The following is a 20,340-nucleotide window of genomic DNA, read 5'->3' as shown; positions in this document are numbered from 1 at the left end:
GGGAGGACCCGTGATCAGGCGACGCCCTCGCTCGGCCGCTTGTGGTAGGTGTCCACGTACTCCTGGCCGGAGATCTCGAGGATCGCGTACATGACCTCGTCGGTGACCGACCGGCGGATCGCCGGCGCGTAGTCCTGGCCCTCGTAGCGCGAGAAGTCGAGCGGCTTGCCGAACGTGATGGAGATCTTGGCCAGACGCGGGACGCGGGCGCCGTCCGGCTGGAGGTGCTCGGTGCCGGTCAGCGCGACCGGCACCACCTTCGCGCCGGTCGCCAGGGCCAGGGCCGCGACACCGGTGTGGCCGCGGTGCAGCCGGCCGTCGAGCGAGCGGGTGCCCTCCGGGTAGATCGCGAAGACGCCGCCCGCGTCGAGCACCTTGCGGGCCGCCTCCAGCGCGGCGAGCCCGGCCTGGGCGTTGCCGCGCTCGACCGGGATGTAGCCGAGCCCGCCGAGGAACCCGGCCATCAGCTTGCCCTTGAGGCCCTTGCCGGTGAAGTACTCCGCCTTGCCGAGGAACTTGACCTGCCGCGGGGTCGCGAACGTGATCACGCCGGTGTCGAGCGCCGCCCGGTGGTTGGCCGCCAGGACGACCGGGCCGGTGGCGGGCACGTTCTCCACGCCGTGCACCTCCGGCCGGTACAGCGCCCTGGCCAGCGGGCCCAGCACGAAGCGGACAAGCTGCGCGATCAAGTGGTCCTCCTCCTCGGATGCGGTGCCACCAGCATGGCACGATCGTTACTCGTGAGTTGGTTCGAGCGGCGTACGTGGCAGGAGCCCGGTTGGACACCCGACGACATCGTGACCGCGAAGGGTGACCGGACGGTTTCGGTCGTGCTACCGGCGCTGGACGAAGAGCGGACCGTCGGTGACGTCGTCGCGTCCGTGCGGCCGCTGGTCGGCGGGGTCGTCGACGAGCTCGTTGTTGTCGACTCGGGTTCCACGGACCGCACGGTCCAAACCGCCGAGGCCGCCGGCGCGCGGGTCGTCCGGCGTGAGGACGTCCTGCCGGACCTGCCGCCGGTGCCCGGGAAGGGCGAGGTGCTCTGGCGCTCGCTGGCCGCGACCAGCGGGGACATCGTCGTGTTCCTCGACTCCGACCTCGTCGACCCGGACCCGGCGTTCGTGCCGTCGCTGCTCGGCCCGCTGGTCACCGAAAGCGGCGTCCACCTGGTCAAGGGCTTCTACCGCCGTCCGCTGCGGCTGGAGAGCACCGGCGGTGGCCGCGTGACGGAACTACTGGCGCGGCCGGTGCTCTCGGCGCTGCGCCCGGCGCTCGGCGGGCTGGTCCAGCCCCTCGGCGGCGAGTACGCGGGCACGCGCGAGTTCCTCGAGTCGGTCCCGTTCGCCGCCGGATACGGCGTCGAGATCGGGCTGCTGCTCGACGCCGAAGCGCGCTACGGCCTCGACGGGCTCGCGCAGGTCAACCTCGGTGTCCGCAAGCACCGGAACCGCTCGCTCCTGCAGCTGGGCGTGATGTCCCGCCAGATCCTCGGCACCGCGCTGGCCCGCTGCGGCGTCCCGGCCGCGGACGCGCCGCTGACGCAGTTCGTGCAGGTCGACGAGGAGTGGCTGCCCGACGTCACCGACGTCCGGGTCGCGGACCGGCCGCCGATGCGGGAAGTGCTCGCCCGTCCTCGAGGGTGACGACCTGGTCGAAGCCCTCGAGGTGCTCGGGCCGGTGCGTCACGAGCACGACCGTGCCGGCCGCCCGGGCGAGGACCCGCTCGAGGACCGCGTCACCGTGGGCGGGATCGAGGCCTTCGACCGGCTCGTCGAGCACCAGGACCGGCGGCGCCGCGAGCACCGCGCGGGCCAGGACCAGCCGTTGCCGCTGACCGCCCGAGAGCGCGTCGCCGTCCGGGCCGGTTTCGCGGTCCAGTTCGAGGTCGAAACCTGCGGTCCGGCACGCTTCGGCCAGTTCGCCGTCCGTCGCGTCCGGCTTCGCGACCAGGAGGTTCTCGCGGACGGTCGTGTGGAAGACGTGCGCGCCGGCTTCGGCGCCCGAGATGGTCGACGAGAGGTCGGCGTACTCGCTCAACGGGTGGCCGTCGAGGGTGACGGTGCCGGACGTCGGTGATTCGAGGCCGAGGAGCAGCCGCAGGAGCGTCGTCTTCCCGGCGCCGCTCGGGCCGAGGATCCCGACGCGCTTGCCCGGGGGCAGGTCGAGCGTGATGTTCGCGAGGGCGGGTGCGCGGCCCGGGTGTCGCACCCCCGCGTTCTCCAGGCGGAAGTGTCCACTTTGGGCAGTCCTCGACCCCTTTTCCGGCTGGGGTGACTCGAGGACGGCTTTCACGCGGGCCGCCGACGCGCGGATCTCGGGGACCCGCCGGGCGGCGCCGATCAGCGGGAGGACCACCTCGAACGTCGTCAGGGCGGCCAAGGTGAGCGCGGCCGTCCACGGCACCGAGGCGTCGCAGAGCAGCGCGACGGCGACGGTGGTGACCAGCTGGACCAGCACCCCGGCGGCGCCGGCCAGGGCGGTCTTGGCCGACGTCGTCCGCTCGCTCGCGGCGAGGTCGTCGACCACCCGGGTGGCGCGGTCGCGGTGCTCGTCGAGCGCACCGGCGGCGACCAGCTCACGATGGCCGGTGACCAGCTCGACGGCGCGTTCGGCCAGCTCAGCGCGTTTCGGAGCGCATTCGGCGGCGTCACGCGCCGTGATCCGGACGACCAGCCAGGGCAGGAGCACCCCGGCGAGCAGCAGCCCGGCGGCGAGCGCGAGAGCGGCCCCGAGCGACGCGGTGGCGACCACCCCGACGGCGGCCGTCCCGACGATCGCCGCGACGGCCGCGGGCAGCGCCCACCGCAGCACGGCGTCCTGCAGAGCGTCCACATCGGACACGAGCCGGGTGACGAGGTCACCGCCGGAGTACCGCGTCCCGGGCGCGATGGCCTGGTAGACGCGCGTGCGGAGCTCCCCGAGCCAGCGCAGGACGACCTCGTGCCCGGCGAGCCGTTCGGCGTACCGCAGGCCGCCGCGGAGGAGCGCGAGCGTCCGGACGGCGACGATGGCCACGGTGAGCGCGGCCAGCGGCGGCCGTTCGGCGGCGCGCAGGAGCAGCCACGCGGCGGTGGCCATGAGGGCCAGGGCGGCGAGTTCCGTGCCGGCGCCGAGGAGCGCGGCGCGCAGGAGGCGGAGAGCGTCTTTCCTCGAAACAGCCCAGAAGTTCACGCCGCCACCTCCGCGCGGATCCGGCCGTCGCGCAGCTCGACCACGCGGTCCACCAGCGTCACGAGCGCGGGCCGGTGGGCGACCAGCACGGCCGTCCGGTCCGGCAGCAACCGCCGGGTCGCCGACAGCACCGCCGCTTCCGTGCGGGAGTCCAGCCGGGCCGTCGGCTCGTCCAGCAGCACCAGCCCCGACGACGTGCGGGCCAGCGCCCGCGCCAGCCCCACCCGCTGCCGCTGCCCGGCCGACAACCCCTCGTCCACCTCGGTGGCGAAACCCTCGGGCAAGCCGGAGGCCACGGAGTTCAGCGCGGCCGCCCGCGCCGCACCGGCAACGTCGGCCGAAGGCAGCCCCAGCGCGATGTTCGACGCCAGCGACCCGCGGAACAACGTCGGTCGCTGCGGCACCCAGGCGACCTCGGCCAGCCAGTCCGCGGGGGACAGGGACCGCAGGTCCACGCCGTCGACCAGGACCCGGCCGGACGTCGGCGCCACGAACCCCAGCAGCACCGCGAGCAGCGTGCTCTTCCCGGACCCGCTCGGCCCCACCAGGGCCACCCGCGACCCGGCGGGCACCGACAAGTCCACTTCGGATAGTGCGGGAACACCGTGGTAGGAAACCGAAACCCGCTCCAACACCAGCGAAGGCGCGCCTCGACGTCGGCACCGCGTCCCCGAGCGAGAAGAAACCACCGGCGCGGCGAGCGCCTCCCGCAACGCCGTGAGCCCCTCGGCCGCCGCGTGGAACTTCGTGCCCGCCGCGCGCAGGGGCAGGTACGCCTCGGGCGCCAGAAGGAGCACCAAAAGACCGGTCCGCGCGTCCAGGTCCCCGGCCAGCAGCCGGAACCCGATCGGCACCGCCACCAGCGCCACCGACAGCGTCGCGACCAGTTCCAGCACCAGGGCCGACAGGAAAGCCACCCGCAGTGTCTTCAGCGTCGCGTCGGCGTGGGCGGCCGCCATCGCCCGGACCGTCGAAGCCTGCGCGGACGCCCGGCCGAACACCTTCAGCGTGCCGAGCCCGCGCACGACGTCGAGGAAGTGCCCGCCCAGCTTCGTCAGCAGCCCCCACTGCCGCGCGGTCCGCGCCGCCGTGTGCTTGCCGACGAGGATCGCGAACACCGGGATCAGCGGCAGCGTCACCGTGACGACCAGCGCCGACACCAGGTCGGTCGTGAAGAGCCGCACGATCACCGCGACCGGCACCACCACCGAGACGACCAGCGACGGCAGGTACCCGGTCAGGTAGCTGTCGGTCGTGTCGATCCCGCGTGTCACCTGTGTCGCGACAACCCCGGCGCGATCCGACGCCGAGCCGAGCAACCGCCGGCGCAGGCGGCCGCGGACCGCGGCCGCGAACCGTCCACTGAGGACGCCGTGCGCGCAGGACAGGCCGGCCCGGCCGCCCAGCGCCAGCACCAGGAAGACCGAAACGCCACCGCCGGTCAGCAGGGTCGCCAGTCCTTCGGCCTGGACGAGCACCGCCACCGCGGTGAGCACTCCGAGCGCGGTCAGCACGGCCAGGTACCGCCGGAGTCCGGGAAGAGCAGGCACGCCGTCCCCCTAGAAGTGCAGCAGCGAGCGCTGGTCGAGGGGGCGCCGGTGCGCGCGCCAGGTCAGCCACTGCACCACGAGCAGCAGGAGCACCGCCGGCGGCGCGAACCAGCCCAGCACCGCGAGCGTCTCCGGCGCGGTGGCCGCCTGGCCGGCGGTCATCGTGTAGCCCGCAGACGTCAGCACGGTGGGGAAGCGCAGCGTGCCGGCGAGCAGCGCGGGGCAGGCCGAAAGCACCATCGAGCCGACCAGCGCGAGCCGGTGCCGCCGCACCGCCAGCCCCAGTCGGGCGACGCCGAAAGCGGCGAAGGCGAGCGCGGCCACCGCGATGCCGAGACCGGTGACGCCGTCGAGCGCGAAGGCGCCCCAGACCGCGGCGATCACGAGGAAGGCCAGCACCGGCGCCGAAAACGCGCGGGCCAGCCGCACCGCGCGGCCGGTCAGCTCGGCCGGCGCCCGGACGGCGAGGAACAGCGCCCCCTGCAGGCAGAACAACGCGACGAACCCGAGACCCCACAACACGGCGTAGGGGTTGAACAGCGCCAGGACGTCGCCGGACGGCGAGCCGTCGCCCATCAGCGGCAGCCCGAGCACCAGGTTGCCGAGGAACAGCCCCCACGACAACGCCGTCACCAGCGCGCCGCCGACGATGCCCGCGGTCCAGGCGCCGCGCCGCGCGTCCGGGCGGCGGCTGCGCAGCTGCATCGACGCGGTGAACGTCACCAGGCCGAGCAGCAGCGTCACGACCAGGACGTACGCCCCGGCGAACACCTTGCCCTCCAGGTGCGGGAACGCGCCGAAGAGCAGACCCACCGCGGCCACCAGCCACACCTCGTTGGCCAGGAAGAACGGCCCGAGCGCGCCGAGCGTCTGCCGTCGCCGCCGTTCCCCGGACTCGAACCCGGGCAGGAGCATCCCGACGCCGTAGTCGTACCCCGCCAGCGCGAAGTAGCCGCAGGTCAGCAGCCCCAGCACACACCACCAGATCGTCACCATCGGTCAGACTCCGCTCAGGACGGGCAGTTCGGCGGCGGGCTCGTCCACCGGCTCCGGGCCGCGCTTGGCGACCCGCGCCATCAGCACCCAGTCGGCGACCGCGAGCGCGGCGAACAGCAGTGAGAAAGCGATGAAGGAGAACAGGATCTGGCCCGCGGGGACGTCCGCGATCGCGTCGGCGGTGCGCAGCTTCCCCCAGACCAGCCACGGCTGACGGCCGAGCTCGCGCACCAGCCAGCCCATGATCGCCGCGAGGAACGGCAGCGGGATCGCCGCGACCATCAGGTAGTGCAGGAACCGCGCCTTCGTGAGCCAGTTCCGGAACAGCAGCAGGGCGCCGAGGATCGCGCAGGCGAACATCAGGAACCCGAGTCCGATCATCGCGCCCAGCGGCATCCCGACCGTGCTTTCGTCGAGCTTGTCCGGCTGGTACATCTTCAGCTCGCCGAACTGCGCGAAGCCCTGGTTGACGACGAACACCGAGCCGACCAGCGCCGTCACCACGCCGATCCGCATCGACCGCCGGAAGAACTCGACCTCGGTGGTGCGCTTGAGGAAGTGCCACGCGCTGACACCGACGACGAAGAACCCGCCGGTCACCAGCGCGGCGCTGAGCACGTGCGGCAGCGACGCGACCAGCGCCGGGTTCGAGAACAGCGCGCCGAAGTCGTCGAGGTGCAGGGTGCCGCCTTCGAGCCGGCTGCCGACCGGGTTCTGCAGGAACGAGTTGGCCAGCATGATGAACAGCGCCGACGCGTACGCGGTCAGCGTGACCAGCCAGAGCAGCGTCAGGTGCAGCCACTTGTTCATCCGCCCGAAGCCGAAGATCCACAGGCCGAGGAACGTCGACTCGAGGAAGAACGCGACGAGCGTCTCGATGGCCAGCGGCGCGCCGAAGACGTCACCGGCGAAGGTGGACAGGCCGGTCCAGGTCAGCCCGAACTGGAACTCCATCACGATGCCGGTGACGATCCCCAGCGCGTAGTTGATGACGTAGAGACGGCCCCAGAAGCGCGTCATCCGCAGCAGCTCGGGCTTGCCGCCGAGCGTCCAGCGTGTCTGCATCACGGCCACCAGCGTGACCAACCCCAGCGTGAGCAGCACGAACAGGAAGTGGAACGAAGTCGTCGTCGCGAACTGGAGTCTCGCGACCGGGAGTGCGTGCATGTAGTCAGGCTACACATAGTCTGGCTACAGGTAGCAAGGCGACGTGTAGACTGCGTACCCATGAAGGCGGACACCTTGCGCGGGCACCTCGACGCCCTGCTGCTCGCGGTGCTCGACGGCCGCAAACTGCACGGCTACGCGATCATCGAGGCCCTGCAGCTGCGCAGCGGCGGCGCGCTCGACCTGCCGACCGGCACCGTCTACCCGGCGCTGCGCCGGCTCGAGCGGGCCGGCTGGCTCACCAGCGAATGGGACGTCGTGTCCGGCCGCAAGCGCCGCACCTACCACCTCACGCGCTCGGGCGAACAGGCCCTGGCCGCCGAGCGCACCGAGTGGCGGGAGTTCACCACGGTCATCGGGGGAGTGCTGGGCACATGATCGACGAGTACCTGGGGGAGCTGGACCGCAGACTGCACGGCTGCGGGAAGTTCAAGGCCGACCTGCTGGGCGAGGCCCGCGACGGCCTGCACGACGCCGCCGACGCCTACCGGGCGGGCGGCTGGAGCGATGAGGACGCCGAGCGCCGCGCGGTCGCGGACTTCGGCCCGGCGGCCGTCGTCGCCCGCGACTACCAGGCCGAGCTCGGCATGCTCAGCGGCGTCCGGACGCTGTGGAAGCTCGTGGTCGGCGTCCCGCTGATGCAGGTCGCCTGGGACTACGCCCGGATCCTCACCTTCGGCGAGTGGACGAAGATCTCCACGCCGACACCCGAGTGGTACAAGGTCGTCACGCACGCCGCCCACGGCGCGGTGTTCGTCGTGCCGGTGATCGGCGTGCTCGCCCTGCTCGGCATCCGCTGGCTGAGCCGCCGCGTGAGCGGCGCCGGGCTCGCCCGGTTCAGCGGCGTCCTCATCGCGCTCGCCGTCGGCGTCAATCTCGGCTCGGTCGGGCTGCTGATCGGCGCGACCGGGTTCGTCGACGTCTCCCGGCTGTTCCTGAGCGTCCCGTGCGTCCTGTTGATGGTCGCCTGGGTGCTGCTTTCGTTCCGGCTCGTCGTGCTCGCGAGACGTTCCTGGGGCGGGTATGCCACGATCGTCGCGTGACGACCGCGCTGATCTACCTCGTAGTCATGCTGCTGGTGGCCGCCGTGGTGTTCCTGCTCGCCGCGGTGGTCTTCGGCCGGGGTGAGGAGCTGGCCCCGCTGCCGCCGGGCAGCTCGCCGACGCGGCTGCCCGCGGAGGACATCACCGGGGAGGACCTGAACGAGGTCCGCTTCCAGCTGGTGCTGCGCGGCTACAAGATGTCCGAAGTGGACTGGGTGATGCGGCGCCTCGGCGTCGAGCTCGACGAGCTGCGCGCCCGGGTCGCCGAGCTGGAGCAGCGCGAGCAAGAGCGGGAGAGCTCGCCCGAGGCCGCCCAGTGACCGACCTGGTCCTCTCGGTCGACGTCCGCGCCCCGGCCGGGACGACCTGGCTCGCGCTGACGGACTGGACCCGCCAGGGCGAGTGGATGCTCGGCACCGACGTCGAGGTCGTCGAGGGCAACGGCCGCAGTGTCGGGTCGCGGCTCGCGGCGTTCACCGGGGTGGCCGGCATCGGCTTCACGGACAAGATGGAGATCACGACCTGGGAGCCGCCGGTGCGGTGCGCGGTCCGGCACCTCGGCAGCGTCGTGCAGGGCACGGGCGTGTTCCAGGTGGTGCCCAAAGGCGCGCAACGCTCGACGTTCGTCTGGGCCGAGCACCTGCGGCTGCCGTTCGGCCCGCTGGGCCGGCTCGGCTGGCCGGTCGTGCGGCCGGCGTTCGCGCTGGGGGTGCGCCAGTCACTGCGGCGGTTCGCGCGGTTCGCGGAAGACTATTCGGTGGGTGGGGATGAGTGAGCTTCTCGGCGCCGACGGCGTCGCGCGGTGCTCCTGGGGCAATTCGACCCCGGACTACGTGGACTACCACGACAAGGAGTGGGGCACCCCGCTCCACGGGCAGGACGAGCTGTACGAGCGGCTGTGCCTCGAGTCGTTCCAGTCGGGGCTCTCGTGGATCACGATCCTGCGCAAGCGCGAAGGCTTCCGGAAGGCGTTCAAGCGGTTCAAGCCGGCGAAGGTGGCGAAGTTCGGCGACGCCGACGTCGAGCGGCTGATGCAGGACACGGCGATCGTGCGGAACCGGGCGAAGATCCTGGCGGCGATCAACAACGCGAAGGCGATCGCCGTGTTGGACGAGCCGCTGGACGACCTGCTGTGGTCGTTCGCGCCCGCGTCGCACGAGCGGCCCGCGACCATGGCGGACGTCCCGGCGATCACCGACGAGTCCAAGGCGATGGCCAAGGAGCTGAAGAAGCGCGGCTTCGTGTTCCTGGGCCCGACGACCTGCTACGCGCTGATGCAGGCCACCGGCATGGTCGACGACCACGTCCGAGGCTGCTTCCGGGCCGCGTGAGCCCGGAAGCAGCCCGCGGTCACTTGCCCTGGAAGTTCGGCTTGCGCTTGCCGACGAAGGCCTCGACGGCCTCGGTGTGGTCGGCGGTCGCGCCGAGCGCGGTCTGGGCGGCGTCCTCGGCCTCGAGGGCCTGGTCGAACGTCGACTGCGCGGCCAGGTTGAGCACACCCTTGATCTTCGCGTAGGCCACGGTCGGCCCGGCCGCGAGCTTCGCCGCGACCTGCTGGGCGCGCGCCGGCAGCTCCTCGTCCGGCACGACCTCGCCGACCAGGCCGAGCCGCAGCGCCTCGGCGGCGTCGACGGTCCGGGCCAGCAGCATCAGCTCGGCGGCGCGGCCGTACCCGACCAGCCGCTGCAGCGTCCACGACGCGCCCGAGTCCGGGCCGAGCCCGACGTTGGCGAAGGCCATCAGGAACGACGACGACTCGGCGGCGATCCGCAGGTCACTGGCGTAGGCGAAGGCCGCCCCGGCGCCCGCGGCGGTGCCGTTGACGGCCGCGACGACCGGCTTCGGCATGTCCACGATCGCCTTGACGATCGGGTTGTAGTGCTCCTTCACCGTGTGTAGCGGGGCGGGGTCACCCGCTTGCAGCAGTCCCACGTGCTCCTTCAGATCCTGGCCGGCGCAGAACGCCTTGCCGGAACCGGTCAGGACGACGGCGCGGACGTTCTCGTCGTCCGCCGCCTCGCGCAGCGCCGCGAGCAGTGCTTCCTTCAGCTCGACGGTCAGCGAGTTGTACGCCTGCGGCCGGTTGAGGGTGAGGGTGCGCACCCCGTCGGCGTCGGCGGTCGACAGGACGTCGGATGTGGTCACGTCTACTCCTTGCGCTGAATCATCGGTCGTCCGAGAGTCTCACACCCCTCGCGGGCCGCATACCAGCACCGATACGGCGGCAAAAGATCGGTCCGCTGATGCGCCCGGCCGCTGATGAGGGACAATGGAGTCCAGACCCGGCTGGCTTTCACGCGAGCGCGACCCGGGCGCGCCGGTTGAGACGGAGGGAGCACGCTATGGCGGCCATGAAGCCCCGGACCGGAGATGGTCCCCTCGAAGTGACTAAGGAGGGGCGGGGCCTCGTGATGCGCGTACCGCTCGAGGGTGGTGGGCGACTCGTCGTCGAACTCTCCGCGGAGGAAGCGAAAGACCTCGGCGCCGCTTTGCAGGAGGTCACTGGCTGAGCCGGCCCCCGAAAACCGTCCTTCCGTCGCACCCCGGTCTCCCTTCGGAGGCCGGGGTCGCGGTTCCTCTGCGCCCGAAGGTTGCTCACTGTGCGTAATCCGCTACCCCCCGTTCCGACTAGTCTCCTCGACATCGAGGTCGCGGGCGACCTTCGCCGCGGCGCCCCGGTGGTCCGCCTGGTGACGGCTCCGGCCGACGACGTCGAGACCGAGCCGGTGGAGATCGCGGGTGTCCGGATCAGCGGCAAGGCGGGCGACGTCCAGCCGGTGCCGGGCGACGGCCCCCGCTGGGTCGCGGGGCTGGGCGACGGTGAGCCGAAGCAGTACCGCAAGACCGGTGCGGCGCTGGTCCGCGCGGTGAACGCGACGCTGGCCGACGACGTAGACCATGGGGGGCGCGCGTTCCGCGCGGTGCAGCTGGTGCTGCCCGAGGAGGCCTCCGGCGAGCACGTCACGGAGCTGGCGCTGGGCCTGCTGCTCGGCGGCTACCGCTACAAGGTGACCGGCGAGGACCCGCCGCCGTCGATCCGGACGGTCCGGCTGGTGACGGACGACCGCGCGATCTCTTCGCACACGGCGCTGGTCGCGCGCGCCTCGGCGCTGGCGGCGTCGACGGCGCTGACCCGCGACCTCGCGAACACGCCGTCCAACGTCAAGACCCCGGCCTGGCTCGCGGACACGGCGGCGAAGGTGGCCGGTCCGGGGGTCGAGGTGGCGATCCGGGACGAGAAGTGGCTGTCGACGCAGGGTTTCGGCGGCGTCCTGGCGGTCGGCGGCGGTTCGGCCCGCCCGCCGCGCCTGATCGAAATGACGTACAAGCCGTCCGGGGCCGCGAAGCACCTGCTGCTGGTGGGCAAGGGCATCACGTTCGACACGGGCGGCCTGTCCATCAAGCCGGCCGACGGAATGCACCTGATGCGCACGGACATGGCGGGCGGCGCGGCGGTGATCGCGGCGATCCGCGGCATCGCGGCACTGGGCCTGCCGGTCCGGGTGACGGCGCTGGTCCCGGCGGCGGAGAACCACGTGTCGGGCTCGTCGTACCGCCCGGGCGACATCGTCCGTCATTACGGCGGCAAGACGACCGAGGTGGCCAACACGGACGCCGAGGGCCGCATGGTCCTGGCCGACGCGCTGGCGTACGGAATCCGCCGGTTCACCCCGGATTACGTGGTCGACGCGGCAACGCTGACCGGAGCGATGAAGGTGTCCCTGGGCCTGCGCACGGGCGGGCTGTTCGCGTCGGACTCGTCCCTGGCCACGGCGGTCGTCGAGGCGGGCGCACGGGTGGGCGAGTCATGGTGGCGCATGCCGCTGGAGGAGGACTACGCGGAGAACGTCCGCGGCGAGTTCGGCGACCTCCGCCAGACCCCGGCCGGCCCAGGAGGAATCACGGCGGCGCTGTTCCTGCGCGAGTTCACGGAGGGGCTGCCGTGGGCGCACCTGGACATCGCGGGACCGGCGAGGTCGGAGAAGAACTACGACGAGGTGGTGCCTGGGGCGACGGGGTTCGCGGCCCGGACGTTGGTCGAGCTGGCGGCGTCACTCGCCTGACGTTTTCCCCAGGTCGGGCGGGCTGTGGATAACCGGCTGTGCGCGGCCGATCTTGTCGGTGGGGGCCGATAGACTGGAGCCGGGACGCCCCCCTGGGTCGGGTGGGGGCTGTCCGGCGGGCGGGGGCCCGGTCCTCCGAGTCAGCTCGTCACCAGCTCCCGCCGCTCCACCCGCACCCGCGTCCCCACCGCGACCGCGCCCGCGGCCAGCAGCAGCCACACCGCCACCAGCGCGATCAGCCACGGCCACCCCGCGTGCCCGTACACCCAAGCCCCCGCCGCGCCGCCGACGCTGCTTCCCAGGTAATACGTCGCCGTGTACATGCCACCCACCTGGCCGCGGGCGTTCTCCGGGGCGTCGGCCGCCGCCCAGCCGTTGGCCACCGCGTGGGCCGCGAAGAACGCGCACGTCAAGACCAAGAACCCCGCGATGACCAGCGGCAGTGAGTCCGGCAACGTCAGGGCCGCGCCGACCGCCGTCAGCAGCAACGAGCCGATCAACGCCCGGCGGCGGCCGACCCGGGCCACCAGCCGGCCCGCCGCCGCGGACGAAACCGAGCCCGTCGCGTAGGCCAGGAACACCAGCGACGCGATCGCCGGTGACAGGCCCAGCGGCTCGCCCGTCAGCCGGAACCCCGCCGCGTTGTAGAGCGCGACGAACGACCCCATCGCCAGCAGCGCGACGGCGTACTGCGCCAGCAGCACCCGCTTGCTCAACGCCGTGACGAGCCCCCGGGCGACCGCGCGCAGCTGGGCGTCGCCGCGTGGGCGCGTTCCCGGCGGGAGCGTCACGACGGTGACCGCCGAGCAGATCGCGCCCACGCCCGCGACGACGTACAGCGCGCCGCGCCAGCCGAGCGGTCCCGCGGTGAACCCGCTGGCCAGCCGGCCGAGCATGCCGCCGATCGTGTTGCCCGCGATCATCGCGCCGACCGCGGCCGCGACGCCCGCGCGGCCGAGCCGTTCGGCCAGGTAGGCGGCCGCGACCCCGGGGAAGCCGGCGATCGCGATGCCCTGCAGGGCGCGCAGGACGAGCAGCGCCGGGTACGTCGGCATCAACGGCAGAAGCAGGCCGAACACGACCGACGCGATCACCGACGTCAGGATCACCGGCCGGCGTCCGACCACTTCGGACAGTGCGGCGATCGGCAGGACCGCGATGGCGAGCGCGCCGGTCGCGACGCTGACCGCGAGCGCCGCGCCGCCGGGGTCGAGGTGGTACTGCGCGGCGAGCTGCGGGAGGACCGGCTGCGGCGCGTAGAGCAGGGCGAAGGAGGAGATCCCGGCCGCGGCGACGGCGGTCTTGACTCGGCGGGTGGAGGTCACCGTCCGAAAGTAAGCAGAGCTAACCAATACGTCCAATGCGGTCGTCTGCCATGATTGATGCGATGACGTATGACTCGCTGACCCCGCAGGTGGCGCCGCACCTGCCGTTGCTCGCCGCGCTGCGCGAGACGAGGAACGTCACACGCGCGGCGGAGCTGCTCGGCGTGCCGCAGCCGACGGTCAGCCGCCGGATCGCGGCGCTGGCCGACGCGCTCGGCGCGCCGCTGACTGTCCCGGACGGCCGCGGCATCCGCCTCACGCGCGCGGCGGAACTGCTGGCCGAAGCGGCCGAACGCGGCTTGGCGGCGGTCGACACGGGCGTCCGGCTGGCTCGTGAAGAGGTGGCACCGGAGTCGGGGCACGTCGTGCTGGGGTTCCTGCACCTGCTCGGGCGGTCACTGGTGCCGTCGCTGCTGCGCGGGCACCGGGCGCGGTACCCGGGGGTGCGGTTCACGCTGGTCCAGGGCTCGCGCCAGGAGATGATCGACCGCCTGGTGGGCGGCGAGCTGGACCTGGCCCTGCTGGCGCCGCTGCCCGCGGAGCCTTCGCTGGCCACGGCCGGTTTGGTCGACGAAGAGATCCTGCTGTCGGTCCCGGCGGGCCACCACCTGGCGACGCGGAAGTCGGTGCGGGTGGCCGAGCTGGCCGAGGAGGAGTTCGTGCTGCTGGAGCAGGGCTACGGCGTCCGAACACTGACCGACGAGCTCTGCGCGGCGGCGGGGTTCACGCCGCGGATCGCGTTCGAGGGCCAGGAGTCGGACACAGTGCGCGGGCTGGTGGCGGCGGGGCTCGGGGTGGCGCTGCTGCCGCGGTTCGGCCCGGGCAGCCCGGCGGGGGTGGCGGAGGTGCCGCTGGAGCCGCGGCCCTACCGGACGATCGGGCTGGCGTGGCGCGCGGAGGAGCCGACGACCCCAGCGGTGACGGGCTTCCGCGACACGTGCTGACGACGGCGGGCCACTAGCGCCCCGATGTGGCCTGGTCATGGTCGCGCACAGCCGCTGCGCGATCGGGACCCTGGTCGGACGCGGCACCGGTATCTGATGCTGCTGCACTTGCCCGAGGGCTCACGCACCGCGTGGCGCGCTGAGGAGCCGATGACCTCGGCGGTGACGAGGCTTCCGCAGGCACGTGCTGACGGCCGGCCAGGCAACGAGACCGCCGGACAGACCCGCCCAACCCAGGGGGACCGCCCCGCTCCAGTCTACCGCCGCCCCCGGACAAAACCGCCCGTGAGCAGGGAGTTGTCCACAGCCGTCCGCCTCTGTGGACAACCGATCAAATCGCCGCCGCCACCAGCAGACCCCCGCCCACCGGCAGCAACGCCGGAACCAACCGCTCATCCTCCCGGAACGCCCGCGCCACCTCCCGCAACGCCAGCGTCTCCGGATCCCGGTGCGACGGATCGATCACCCGTCCACCGACGAGCACGTTGTGGAACGCGATGATCCCGCCCCGCCGCAGCAGCGAAACGCCCAGCTCATAACACCCCGGGTACTCGATGTGCGCCGAATCGACGAACACCAGGTCGTACCCACCCGGCGTCAGCCGCTGCAGCACGTCCAGCGCCCGGCCGACGATCAACCTCGTCCGGCCCGGCGCATACCCCGCCTCGCGGAACGTCAGCCGGGCCGCGCGCTGGTACTCCGGCTCCACGTCTATCGAGGTCAGGATGCCTTCGGGCGCCATTCCGCGCAGGAGGCTCAGGCCGCTCACCCCGGCGCCCGTGCCGACCTCGACCACGGCCTTCGCCCGCAGCGTCGCGGCCAGGAACCGCAGGGTCGCTCCCGCGCCCGCGCTGAGCGGGGTGCAGCCCAGGTCCTCGGCACGCGCCCGCGCCGAAGTCAGCACCTCGTCGTCGGGCAGGTACCCGTCGACGAACCCGGAGTCGGCCGGGGCGGCCGCGGGGGTGGGCGTGTTCACGCACGGAGGTTAGCGTTGGTTGTCGATAAATCCTCGCAGGCTCCCTGGTAAGCACCCGGGAAGAAGTTCTCAGCCTGCTCTCAGTCCAGTCTCACTAGAACCATAAGGAGTCCGGAGAGACTGAAATCCGACCACACGGGGAACACCGTGGCCACAGCCCGCGTTGGGTGGAGCAGACAGGAGAAACAAGATGGAGGTGCCTGCTCCCGCGATGCAGAACGCCGTTGCCGATAACGACGCCGACGCGGCTCAGCCCGTGTCCCTGGACGAAGCGGTGTGGACACCGCCGTCCTGGGACGAGGTCGTCCGCGAACACGGTGACCGGGTCTACCGGCTCGCCTACCGCCTGACCGGCAACACCCACGACGCCGAGGACCTCACGCAGGAGACCTTCATCCGGGTCTTCCGCTCGCTGGCGTCCTACAAGCCCGGCACGTTCGAGGGCTGGCTGCACCGGATCACCACCAACCTCTTCCTCGACATGGCCCGCCGGCGCTCACGGGTGCGGATGGAAGGCCTGCCGGAGGACACCGACCGCATCGTGGGCGACGACCCGAGCCCCGAGCAGGTCTACTCGGACACGCACCTCGACCCGGACCTGCAGGCCGCGCTCGACGAGCTGCCGCCGGAGTTCCGCGCCGCCGTGGTGCTCTGTGACGTCGAAGGCCTGTCGTACGAGGAGATCGGCGCGACGCTCGGTGTCAAGCTGGGCACCGTCCGCAGCCGGATCCACCGCGGCCGCCAGGCGCTGCGCGCTTCGCTGGAGCGTCGGCGCACTTACGCTCCGAAGTCTGCGAAGGTGTCGGTATGACCGCACCGCGAGGCTGGGGACTCCCCGAGTCGCACCTGCTACCGGACGTCGTGGTCGCGTTCGTGGACGGCGAGCTGTCCCACGGCCCCCGCGATCGCGCCGCGTCGCACATCACCCGCTGCCCGGCCTGCGCCGCCGAAGTGCGCGCGCAGCGCCAGACCGTCGAGGCGATCCGCCACGCGGGCGCACCGTCGATGTCGGCGGGCTTCCTGGCGAGCCTGCAGTCCATCCCGCAGCACACAGAGCTGCCCAGCAGTCCGGACAACCTGGCGATCACGGCCGACGGCCAGCTCGTCGCGGTCCAGCGCCCCGACCGGGTCGCGGGCCTGCGTGACTCGGGTGTTCTCGGCGGCGTGGCTCCGCTGGGCTCGTCCGCGCCGCTCGGCCAGTCGCCGAACGTCCTGGGTGGCGGCCGCTTCAAGCGCCGCGCGGCTCAGGGCGCCGGTGTGGTCGTGTCCGGCTTGGTGCTGAGCGCGCTGGCGCTGGTGGGCACGACCGCAGACAGTGGTGACGGCAGCCCGGAGACCGGTGGCGGCGCGCCGCAGCCGGCGAACCTGCTGCCGGCCCAGATGGCCGTTCCCCACGGTGTGGTTCCCGCGCCGACGTCGTCGACCCCGGTGAGCTCGCCGGCCGCGGTGCCCGCCGGCATCCGCTGAGTCACCCGAAGGCGACTGACGCCGCGAGGTCCTTCTGGCTCTCGAGCACGGCGAGGCGCTCGGTCAGCGCCGCGTGCACGGCGTCGTAGGTGTCCGAGCCGAGCGTGAGGCGCAGCGGCGGTTCCGCACGGCGCGTGGTGTCGTGGATGACGGCGGCCACCTTGGCCGGGTCGCCGGTGAACACACTCTCGTCGGCCGTCTCCAGGCTGCGGCGGATCCGGCCGACCGGGTGGTCGCGGTAGGGCGCCGTCTCGGCCGTGTAGCGCAGGGCCGACGCGAACCCGGTGCGGGTGCCGCCGAGCTCGACCAGCGTCAGGTGGACGCCGAACGCGGCGACCTCGCGCCCGACGCTCTCGGTGAAACCCTCCAGTCCCCACTTGCCCGCGTGGTACGCGCTGTGCGTCGGGATGGCGACCTGGCCGCCCATGCTGGAGATCTGGATGATCCGGCCGCCGCCCTGCTCCCGCATCGGCTTCAGGAACGCGCGGGTGATCAGCATCGGCGCCAGCAGGAGCACTTCGGCCTGGTCGCGGACCTGCGAGACGGTCATCTCCTCGGCCGCGCCCACCACCGCGTACCCGGCGTTGTTGACCACGATGTCGACCGGCTCGGCGGCCAGCGTCCGGCCGACGACGGCCTCGACGTCGGCCGGCCGGGTGAGGTCGAGGACCACCACCCGCAGCCGGTCGCCGTAGGCCTCCTCCAGGTCCGCCAGCGCGGCCGGACGCCGGACGGTGGCGGTGACCCGGTCGCCGTGGCGCAGCGCGTGCTCGACGAGGTGACGGCCCAGTCCGCCGGACGCGCCGGTGACGAACCAGTGGCGCACGGCCTTGTCCTCGAGGGCGGGCATGACGACCTCCTGAAGTAGGCTCTTACCGGAATCCGTTCCGCTAAGACGACTTTAAACGGAATCTGTTCCGGAATGCAAGGAGGAGCCGGATGCCGACCCGCCGGACGAGGAGCGACGCCGTGCAGAACCGCGCGCGGCTGCTGGAGGTCGCCGCGCGGGCGTTCGCCGAGCAGGGGCTGGACACCGCGCCCGCCGCCATCGCCAAGGCGGCCGGCGTCGGCGTCGGCACGCTCTACCGGCACTTCCCGACGCGGGAGGCGCTCGTCGACGCCACCTACCGGCACCAGCTCACCCGCGTCTGCGAGACCGTCGACGAGCTCGTGGCCGGCCACCCGGCCGCGGCGGCCACCCGGCGCTGGATGGCGCACTTCCTGGACTACGCCACCGCGAAGAGCGGCATGACCGCGGCGCTCGACGCGGTCATCGCGTCCGGCGTCGACCCCTTCGCCGACAGCCACGCGCTGCTCACCCGCGCCGTCGGCACGCTCCTCGACGCCGGCGCCCGCGACGGCACGCTGCGCACCGACCTCGCTCCCGACGACGTCCTGCTGGCGATGGGCGGCACCGCGTACTCGGTCCGGCACGGCACGCCCGCCCAGGCCGGCCGGCTCGTCGACCTGCTCATGGACGCGCTGACCAAGGGCGCGGCGCCGCTGTGACACCGGGCAAGAAACAGCCACTTCACCGGCGTACCGGCAGACTCGGAGCACTGGGCTTGGGTATCGTCACGCCCAGCCACCTGATCTTCTGCACCGGGGAATGATGACCGAGCCGAACGTGAATCCCGAGCAGCCCGGCGCGAGCGAAGCCGACCGGCTGGGCCCGCGGCCGCTGGCGCGCCCGGCCGTCGATCCCGCGCAGGAGGCGGTTTTCGGCCGCCCGAGCGGTGTCGACGGGGCGTTCGACAAGCTCTACACCCCGCAGCGGGCCAACGGCGTGAGCCTCGCGCCGCCCGCGCCCGAGTCGCTCGCCGAAGCCTTCCGGCGGCCGCCCGGCGCCGAGGGCGTGTTGCTCGAGCGTCCCCGTGAGGCCACCGGGGAGCCGCAGGACACCGATCCGCCGCTGTGGAACAGCACTTCCGACCCGTGGCGCGATCCGGGGGCCGGCGCCGTGCTCGCCGGCCCCGCGATGCCCGCCGAAGACGAGGAAAAGCCCGCCCGCCGTCCGCCGGGGGCGTTGCTCAGCCTGCCCGAGGTGCTGTTCGGCCGCCGCGTGCAGCCGAAGGCGCTCGTGCTGCTCGGCGTCGTCGCGCTGCTGATCGGCGCGGCCGGCGGTTTTGTCGGCTGGTGGGCCGGCGACACCGGCACCGAGCTCACCGGCTCCGCGACGATCTCCGAAGCCGAGGCCGCCAAGGAGCGCCCGGCGGGTTCGGTCGCCGAGATCGCCAAGCGCGTCGCCCCGGCCGTCGTCTCGCTCGAGGTCTTCAAGCCCGGCGCCGAATCCGGCGAGCAGGGCTCCGGCGTGATGATCGACCCGCAGGGCTACATCCTCACCAACGAGCACGTGATCTCCTCCGCCGCCGCGGATCCGAGCGTGAAGGTCACGGCGATCTTCGTCGACGGCACCCGCACCGAGGCCAAGCTCGTCGGCGCCGACCAGAAGACCGACCTCGCCGTGGTGAAGGTCAACGTCACCAACCCGACCGTGCTGCAGGTCGGCAAGTCGTCGGACCTGCAGGTCGGCGACACCGTGATGGCGATCGGCTCGCCGCTGGCGCTGCAGAACTCGGTGACCGCCGGCATCGTCAGCGCGCTGAACCGGCCGATCACCGCGGGCGGCGACAACGGCGCCGCGCCGGTCACCTACGAAGCCATCCAGACCGACGCCGCGATCAACCACGGCAACTCGGGCGGCGCGCTCGTCGACGCCACCGGCGCGCTCGTCGGCATCAACTCGTCGATCCGTTCGTCCAGCGCGGACGGCGGCAGCATCGGCATCGGCTTCGCCATCCCGAGCGACTACGCGATCAAGATCGCGAAGGCGCTGATCAAGGACGGCAAGGTCCAGCACGCCGACATCGGCATCAACGCGTCCTCGACGGTCGCCGGCTCGTCCACGATGGGCGCGCAGGTGAAGAACGTCGCGCCCGGCGGCCCGGCGGCGAACGCGGGCATCAAGGAGGGCGACGTCATCACGAAGATCGGCAACCGGCTGGTCCGCGACTCCGCGGAGCTGACGGTCGCGGTCCGCGCCCACGACGTCGGCGAAGTGGTCCCGGTGTCCCTGGCCCGCGACGGCGCGAGCTTCGTCGTCGACGTAACCCTGGCTTCCGACTGAGTTCCGACGTTCGGCCTGCCGGAGCGTGGCCGGTGACGAGTACGCTGAGCACGTAGGTTCCGAGCGGAGGTTGACGGTGTTCGACAGTGTCGGATGGGGGGAGATCCTCGTCCTCATCATCGCCGGTCTCTTCATCCTCGGCCCGGAACGGCTTCCCGAAGCGGCGTCCTGGATGGCGAAGAGCGTGAAGAAGGTCCGCGACTTCGCCACGGGCGCGCGAGAGCAGCTCCGCGAGGAGATGGGCCCGGAGTTCGACCAGCTGCGCAAGCCGCTGGAGGACCTGCGCGGGCTGCGCAACTTCGACCCGAAGCGCGTGGTGACGCAGCACCTGTTCGACGGCGACAGCGACCCGCTCGGCATCAAGGGCATCACGAACGGCACCCCGAACCTGAACGGCTCGAACGGGACGAACGGTTACACCGCAGGGCAAACGTCCCAGCCGGAGCCGCTCAAGCCGGGCGAGCGGCCGCCCATCGACCCGGACGCCACGTAAGTTCCGTTGTGCGCACG

23 protein-coding genes are annotated in these 20,340 nt (G+C 72.4%); 14 read left to right on the top strand and 9 right to left on the bottom strand.

All coding sequences use genetic code 11. The features are described from left to right. Positions 1 to 14: 14 nt before the first annotated feature. Positions 15 to 689, bottom strand: coding sequence for a lysophospholipid acyltransferase family protein (locus ACZ63J_RS10200; RefSeq protein WP_465335677.1), 675 nt, complete (start codon positions 687 to 689; stop codon positions 15 to 17). A gap of 51 nt (positions 690 to 740) precedes the next feature. Here ACZ63J_RS10200 and ACZ63J_RS10195 point away from each other — a divergent pair, with 51 nt between their 5' ends. Next, on the top strand, positions 741 to 1,643 hold the full coding sequence (locus ACZ63J_RS10195; protein WP_465403961.1) for a glucosyl-3-phosphoglycerate synthase: 903 nt from the start codon (positions 741 to 743) through the stop codon (positions 1,641 to 1,643). On the opposite strand, the gene cydC is transcribed toward ACZ63J_RS10195, so the two are convergent. The 4 genes from cydC to ACZ63J_RS10175 are packed head-to-tail and all read right to left on the bottom strand — an operon-like array spanning position 1,579 to position 6,884. After that, positions 1,579 to 3,171 (bottom strand): thiol reductant ABC exporter subunit CydC, encoded by a 1,593-nt coding sequence (gene cydC, locus ACZ63J_RS10190; protein ID WP_465403959.1) that lies wholly within the window; start codon positions 3,169 to 3,171, stop codon positions 1,579 to 1,581. The genes ACZ63J_RS10195 and cydC overlap by 65 nt on opposite strands. After that, positions 3,168 to 4,721 carry a thiol reductant ABC exporter subunit CydD gene (gene cydD / locus ACZ63J_RS10185; RefSeq protein WP_465403957.1) on the bottom strand — a complete coding sequence of 518 codons (1,554 nt, stop codon included), beginning with the start codon at positions 4,719 to 4,721 and terminating at the stop codon, positions 3,168 to 3,170. Before cydD ends, cydC begins: the two co-directional genes overlap by 4 nt. Before the next feature lie 9 nt (positions 4,722 to 4,730). Next, on the bottom strand, positions 4,731 to 5,717 hold the full coding sequence (cydB, locus tag ACZ63J_RS10180; RefSeq protein ID WP_465403955.1) for a cytochrome d ubiquinol oxidase subunit II: 987 nt from the start codon (positions 5,715 to 5,717) through the stop codon (positions 4,731 to 4,733). A 3-nt stretch (positions 5,718 to 5,720) separates the two neighbouring features. Then, the gene (locus tag ACZ63J_RS10175) at positions 5,721 to 6,884 is read right to left on the bottom strand and encodes a cytochrome ubiquinol oxidase subunit I (protein ID WP_465403953.1); all 1,164 of its coding nucleotides are present in this window, start codon (positions 6,882 to 6,884) and stop codon (positions 5,721 to 5,723) included. 60 nt (positions 6,885 to 6,944) lie between these two features. On the opposite strand from ACZ63J_RS10175, the gene ACZ63J_RS10170 reads away from it, so the two are divergent. From ACZ63J_RS10170 to ACZ63J_RS10150, 5 genes are read left to right on the top strand one after another with little or no spacing between them, the layout of a single operon-like run. Continuing rightward, the gene (locus tag ACZ63J_RS10170) at positions 6,945 to 7,262 is read left to right on the top strand and encodes a helix-turn-helix transcriptional regulator (protein WP_465309325.1); all 318 of its coding nucleotides are present in this window, start codon (positions 6,945 to 6,947) and stop codon (positions 7,260 to 7,262) included. Then, positions 7,259 to 7,927: a permease prefix domain 1-containing protein gene (locus tag ACZ63J_RS10165; RefSeq protein ID WP_465335671.1), complete on the top strand. Its 669-nt coding sequence runs from the start codon at positions 7,259 to 7,261 to the stop codon at positions 7,925 to 7,927. The genes ACZ63J_RS10170 and ACZ63J_RS10165 overlap by 4 nt, the downstream gene beginning before the upstream one ends. Next, positions 7,924 to 8,247 carry a DivIVA domain-containing protein gene (locus ACZ63J_RS10160; protein WP_465309329.1) on the top strand — a complete coding sequence of 108 codons (324 nt, stop codon included), beginning with the start codon at positions 7,924 to 7,926 and terminating at the stop codon, positions 8,245 to 8,247. The genes ACZ63J_RS10165 and ACZ63J_RS10160 overlap by 4 nt, the downstream gene beginning before the upstream one ends. After that, positions 8,244 to 8,702 (top strand): SRPBCC family protein, encoded by a 459-nt coding sequence (locus ACZ63J_RS10155; RefSeq protein WP_465335670.1) that lies wholly within the window; start codon positions 8,244 to 8,246, stop codon positions 8,700 to 8,702. The genes ACZ63J_RS10160 and ACZ63J_RS10155 overlap by 4 nt, the downstream gene beginning before the upstream one ends. Beyond that, complete coding sequence (locus ACZ63J_RS10150) at positions 8,695 to 9,258, top strand: DNA-3-methyladenine glycosylase I (RefSeq protein ID WP_465403951.1); 564 nt, start codon at positions 8,695 to 8,697, stop codon at positions 9,256 to 9,258. The genes ACZ63J_RS10155 and ACZ63J_RS10150 overlap by 8 nt, the downstream gene beginning before the upstream one ends. Before the next feature lie 19 nt (positions 9,259 to 9,277). On the opposite strand, the gene ACZ63J_RS10145 is transcribed toward ACZ63J_RS10150, so the two are convergent. Next, positions 9,278 to 10,072, bottom strand: a complete 795-nt coding sequence (locus ACZ63J_RS10145) for an enoyl-CoA hydratase-related protein (protein WP_465403949.1) — start codon at positions 10,070 to 10,072, stop codon at positions 9,278 to 9,280. Between the two features lie 197 nt (positions 10,073 to 10,269). On the opposite strand from ACZ63J_RS10145, the gene ACZ63J_RS10140 reads away from it, so the two are divergent. Further along, entirely contained in the window at positions 10,270 to 10,437 is a 168-nt protein-coding gene (locus tag ACZ63J_RS10140) for a DUF3117 domain-containing protein (RefSeq protein WP_005155393.1), read from the top strand. Positions 10,438 to 10,527: 90 nt separating this feature from the next. After that, positions 10,528 to 11,991, top strand: a complete 1,464-nt coding sequence (locus ACZ63J_RS10135) for a leucyl aminopeptidase family protein (RefSeq protein WP_465403947.1) — start codon at positions 10,528 to 10,530, stop codon at positions 11,989 to 11,991. Positions 11,992 to 12,131: 140 nt separating this feature from the next. Here ACZ63J_RS10135 and ACZ63J_RS10130 read toward each other — a convergent pair whose 3' ends face one another. Then, entirely contained in the window at positions 12,132 to 13,316 is a 1,185-nt protein-coding gene (locus tag ACZ63J_RS10130; RefSeq protein ID WP_465403945.1) for an MFS transporter, read from the bottom strand. A gap of 62 nt (positions 13,317 to 13,378) precedes the next feature. Between ACZ63J_RS10130 and ACZ63J_RS10125 the strand changes: the two genes are divergently transcribed. Then, entirely contained in the window at positions 13,379 to 14,260 is an 882-nt protein-coding gene (locus tag ACZ63J_RS10125; protein ID WP_465403943.1) for a LysR family transcriptional regulator, read from the top strand. Positions 14,261 to 14,591: 331 nt separating this feature from the next. On the opposite strand, the gene ACZ63J_RS10120 is transcribed toward ACZ63J_RS10125, so the two are convergent. Next, positions 14,592 to 15,236 carry an O-methyltransferase gene (locus ACZ63J_RS10120; protein ID WP_465403941.1) on the bottom strand — a complete coding sequence of 215 codons (645 nt, stop codon included), beginning with the start codon at positions 15,234 to 15,236 and terminating at the stop codon, positions 14,592 to 14,594. Positions 15,237 to 15,447: 211 nt separating this feature from the next. Here ACZ63J_RS10120 and sigE point away from each other — a divergent pair, with 211 nt between their 5' ends. After that, positions 15,448 to 16,047, top strand: a complete 600-nt coding sequence (gene sigE, locus ACZ63J_RS10115; RefSeq protein ID WP_465403993.1) for an RNA polymerase sigma factor SigE — start codon at positions 15,448 to 15,450, stop codon at positions 16,045 to 16,047. Beyond that, entirely contained in the window at positions 16,044 to 16,703 is a 660-nt protein-coding gene (locus ACZ63J_RS10110) for an anti-sigma factor family protein (RefSeq protein WP_465403939.1), read from the top strand. The genes sigE and ACZ63J_RS10110 overlap by 4 nt, the downstream gene beginning before the upstream one ends. 1 nt (position 16,704) lies before the next feature. Here ACZ63J_RS10110 and ACZ63J_RS10105 read toward each other — a convergent pair whose 3' ends face one another. Then, entirely contained in the window at positions 16,705 to 17,553 is an 849-nt protein-coding gene (locus ACZ63J_RS10105; RefSeq protein WP_465403937.1) for an SDR family oxidoreductase, read from the bottom strand. Between the two features lie 89 nt (positions 17,554 to 17,642). Between ACZ63J_RS10105 and ACZ63J_RS10100 the strand changes: the two genes are divergently transcribed. From ACZ63J_RS10100 to tatB, 3 genes are all read left to right on the top strand, one after another. Next, a complete protein-coding gene (locus tag ACZ63J_RS10100) occupies positions 17,643 to 18,212 on the top strand; it encodes a TetR/AcrR family transcriptional regulator (RefSeq protein WP_465403935.1) in 570 nt (189 codons plus the stop codon). A gap of 100 nt (positions 18,213 to 18,312) precedes the next feature. Further along, positions 18,313 to 19,830 carry a S1C family serine protease gene (locus tag ACZ63J_RS10095; protein ID WP_465403933.1) on the top strand — a complete coding sequence of 506 codons (1,518 nt, stop codon included), beginning with the start codon at positions 18,313 to 18,315 and terminating at the stop codon, positions 19,828 to 19,830. A 76-nt stretch (positions 19,831 to 19,906) separates the two neighbouring features. Beyond that, positions 19,907 to 20,323 (top strand): Sec-independent protein translocase protein TatB, encoded by a 417-nt coding sequence (gene tatB / locus ACZ63J_RS10090; protein WP_465335660.1) that lies wholly within the window; start codon positions 19,907 to 19,909, stop codon positions 20,321 to 20,323. Positions 20,324 to 20,340 lie beyond the last annotated feature (17 nt).

The organism is Amycolatopsis sp. NPDC104863 (genome assembly GCF_055582965.1).
The sequence above is the reverse complement of the archived record's forward strand: the minus strand, read 5'-3'. Positions and strand labels throughout refer to the sequence as shown.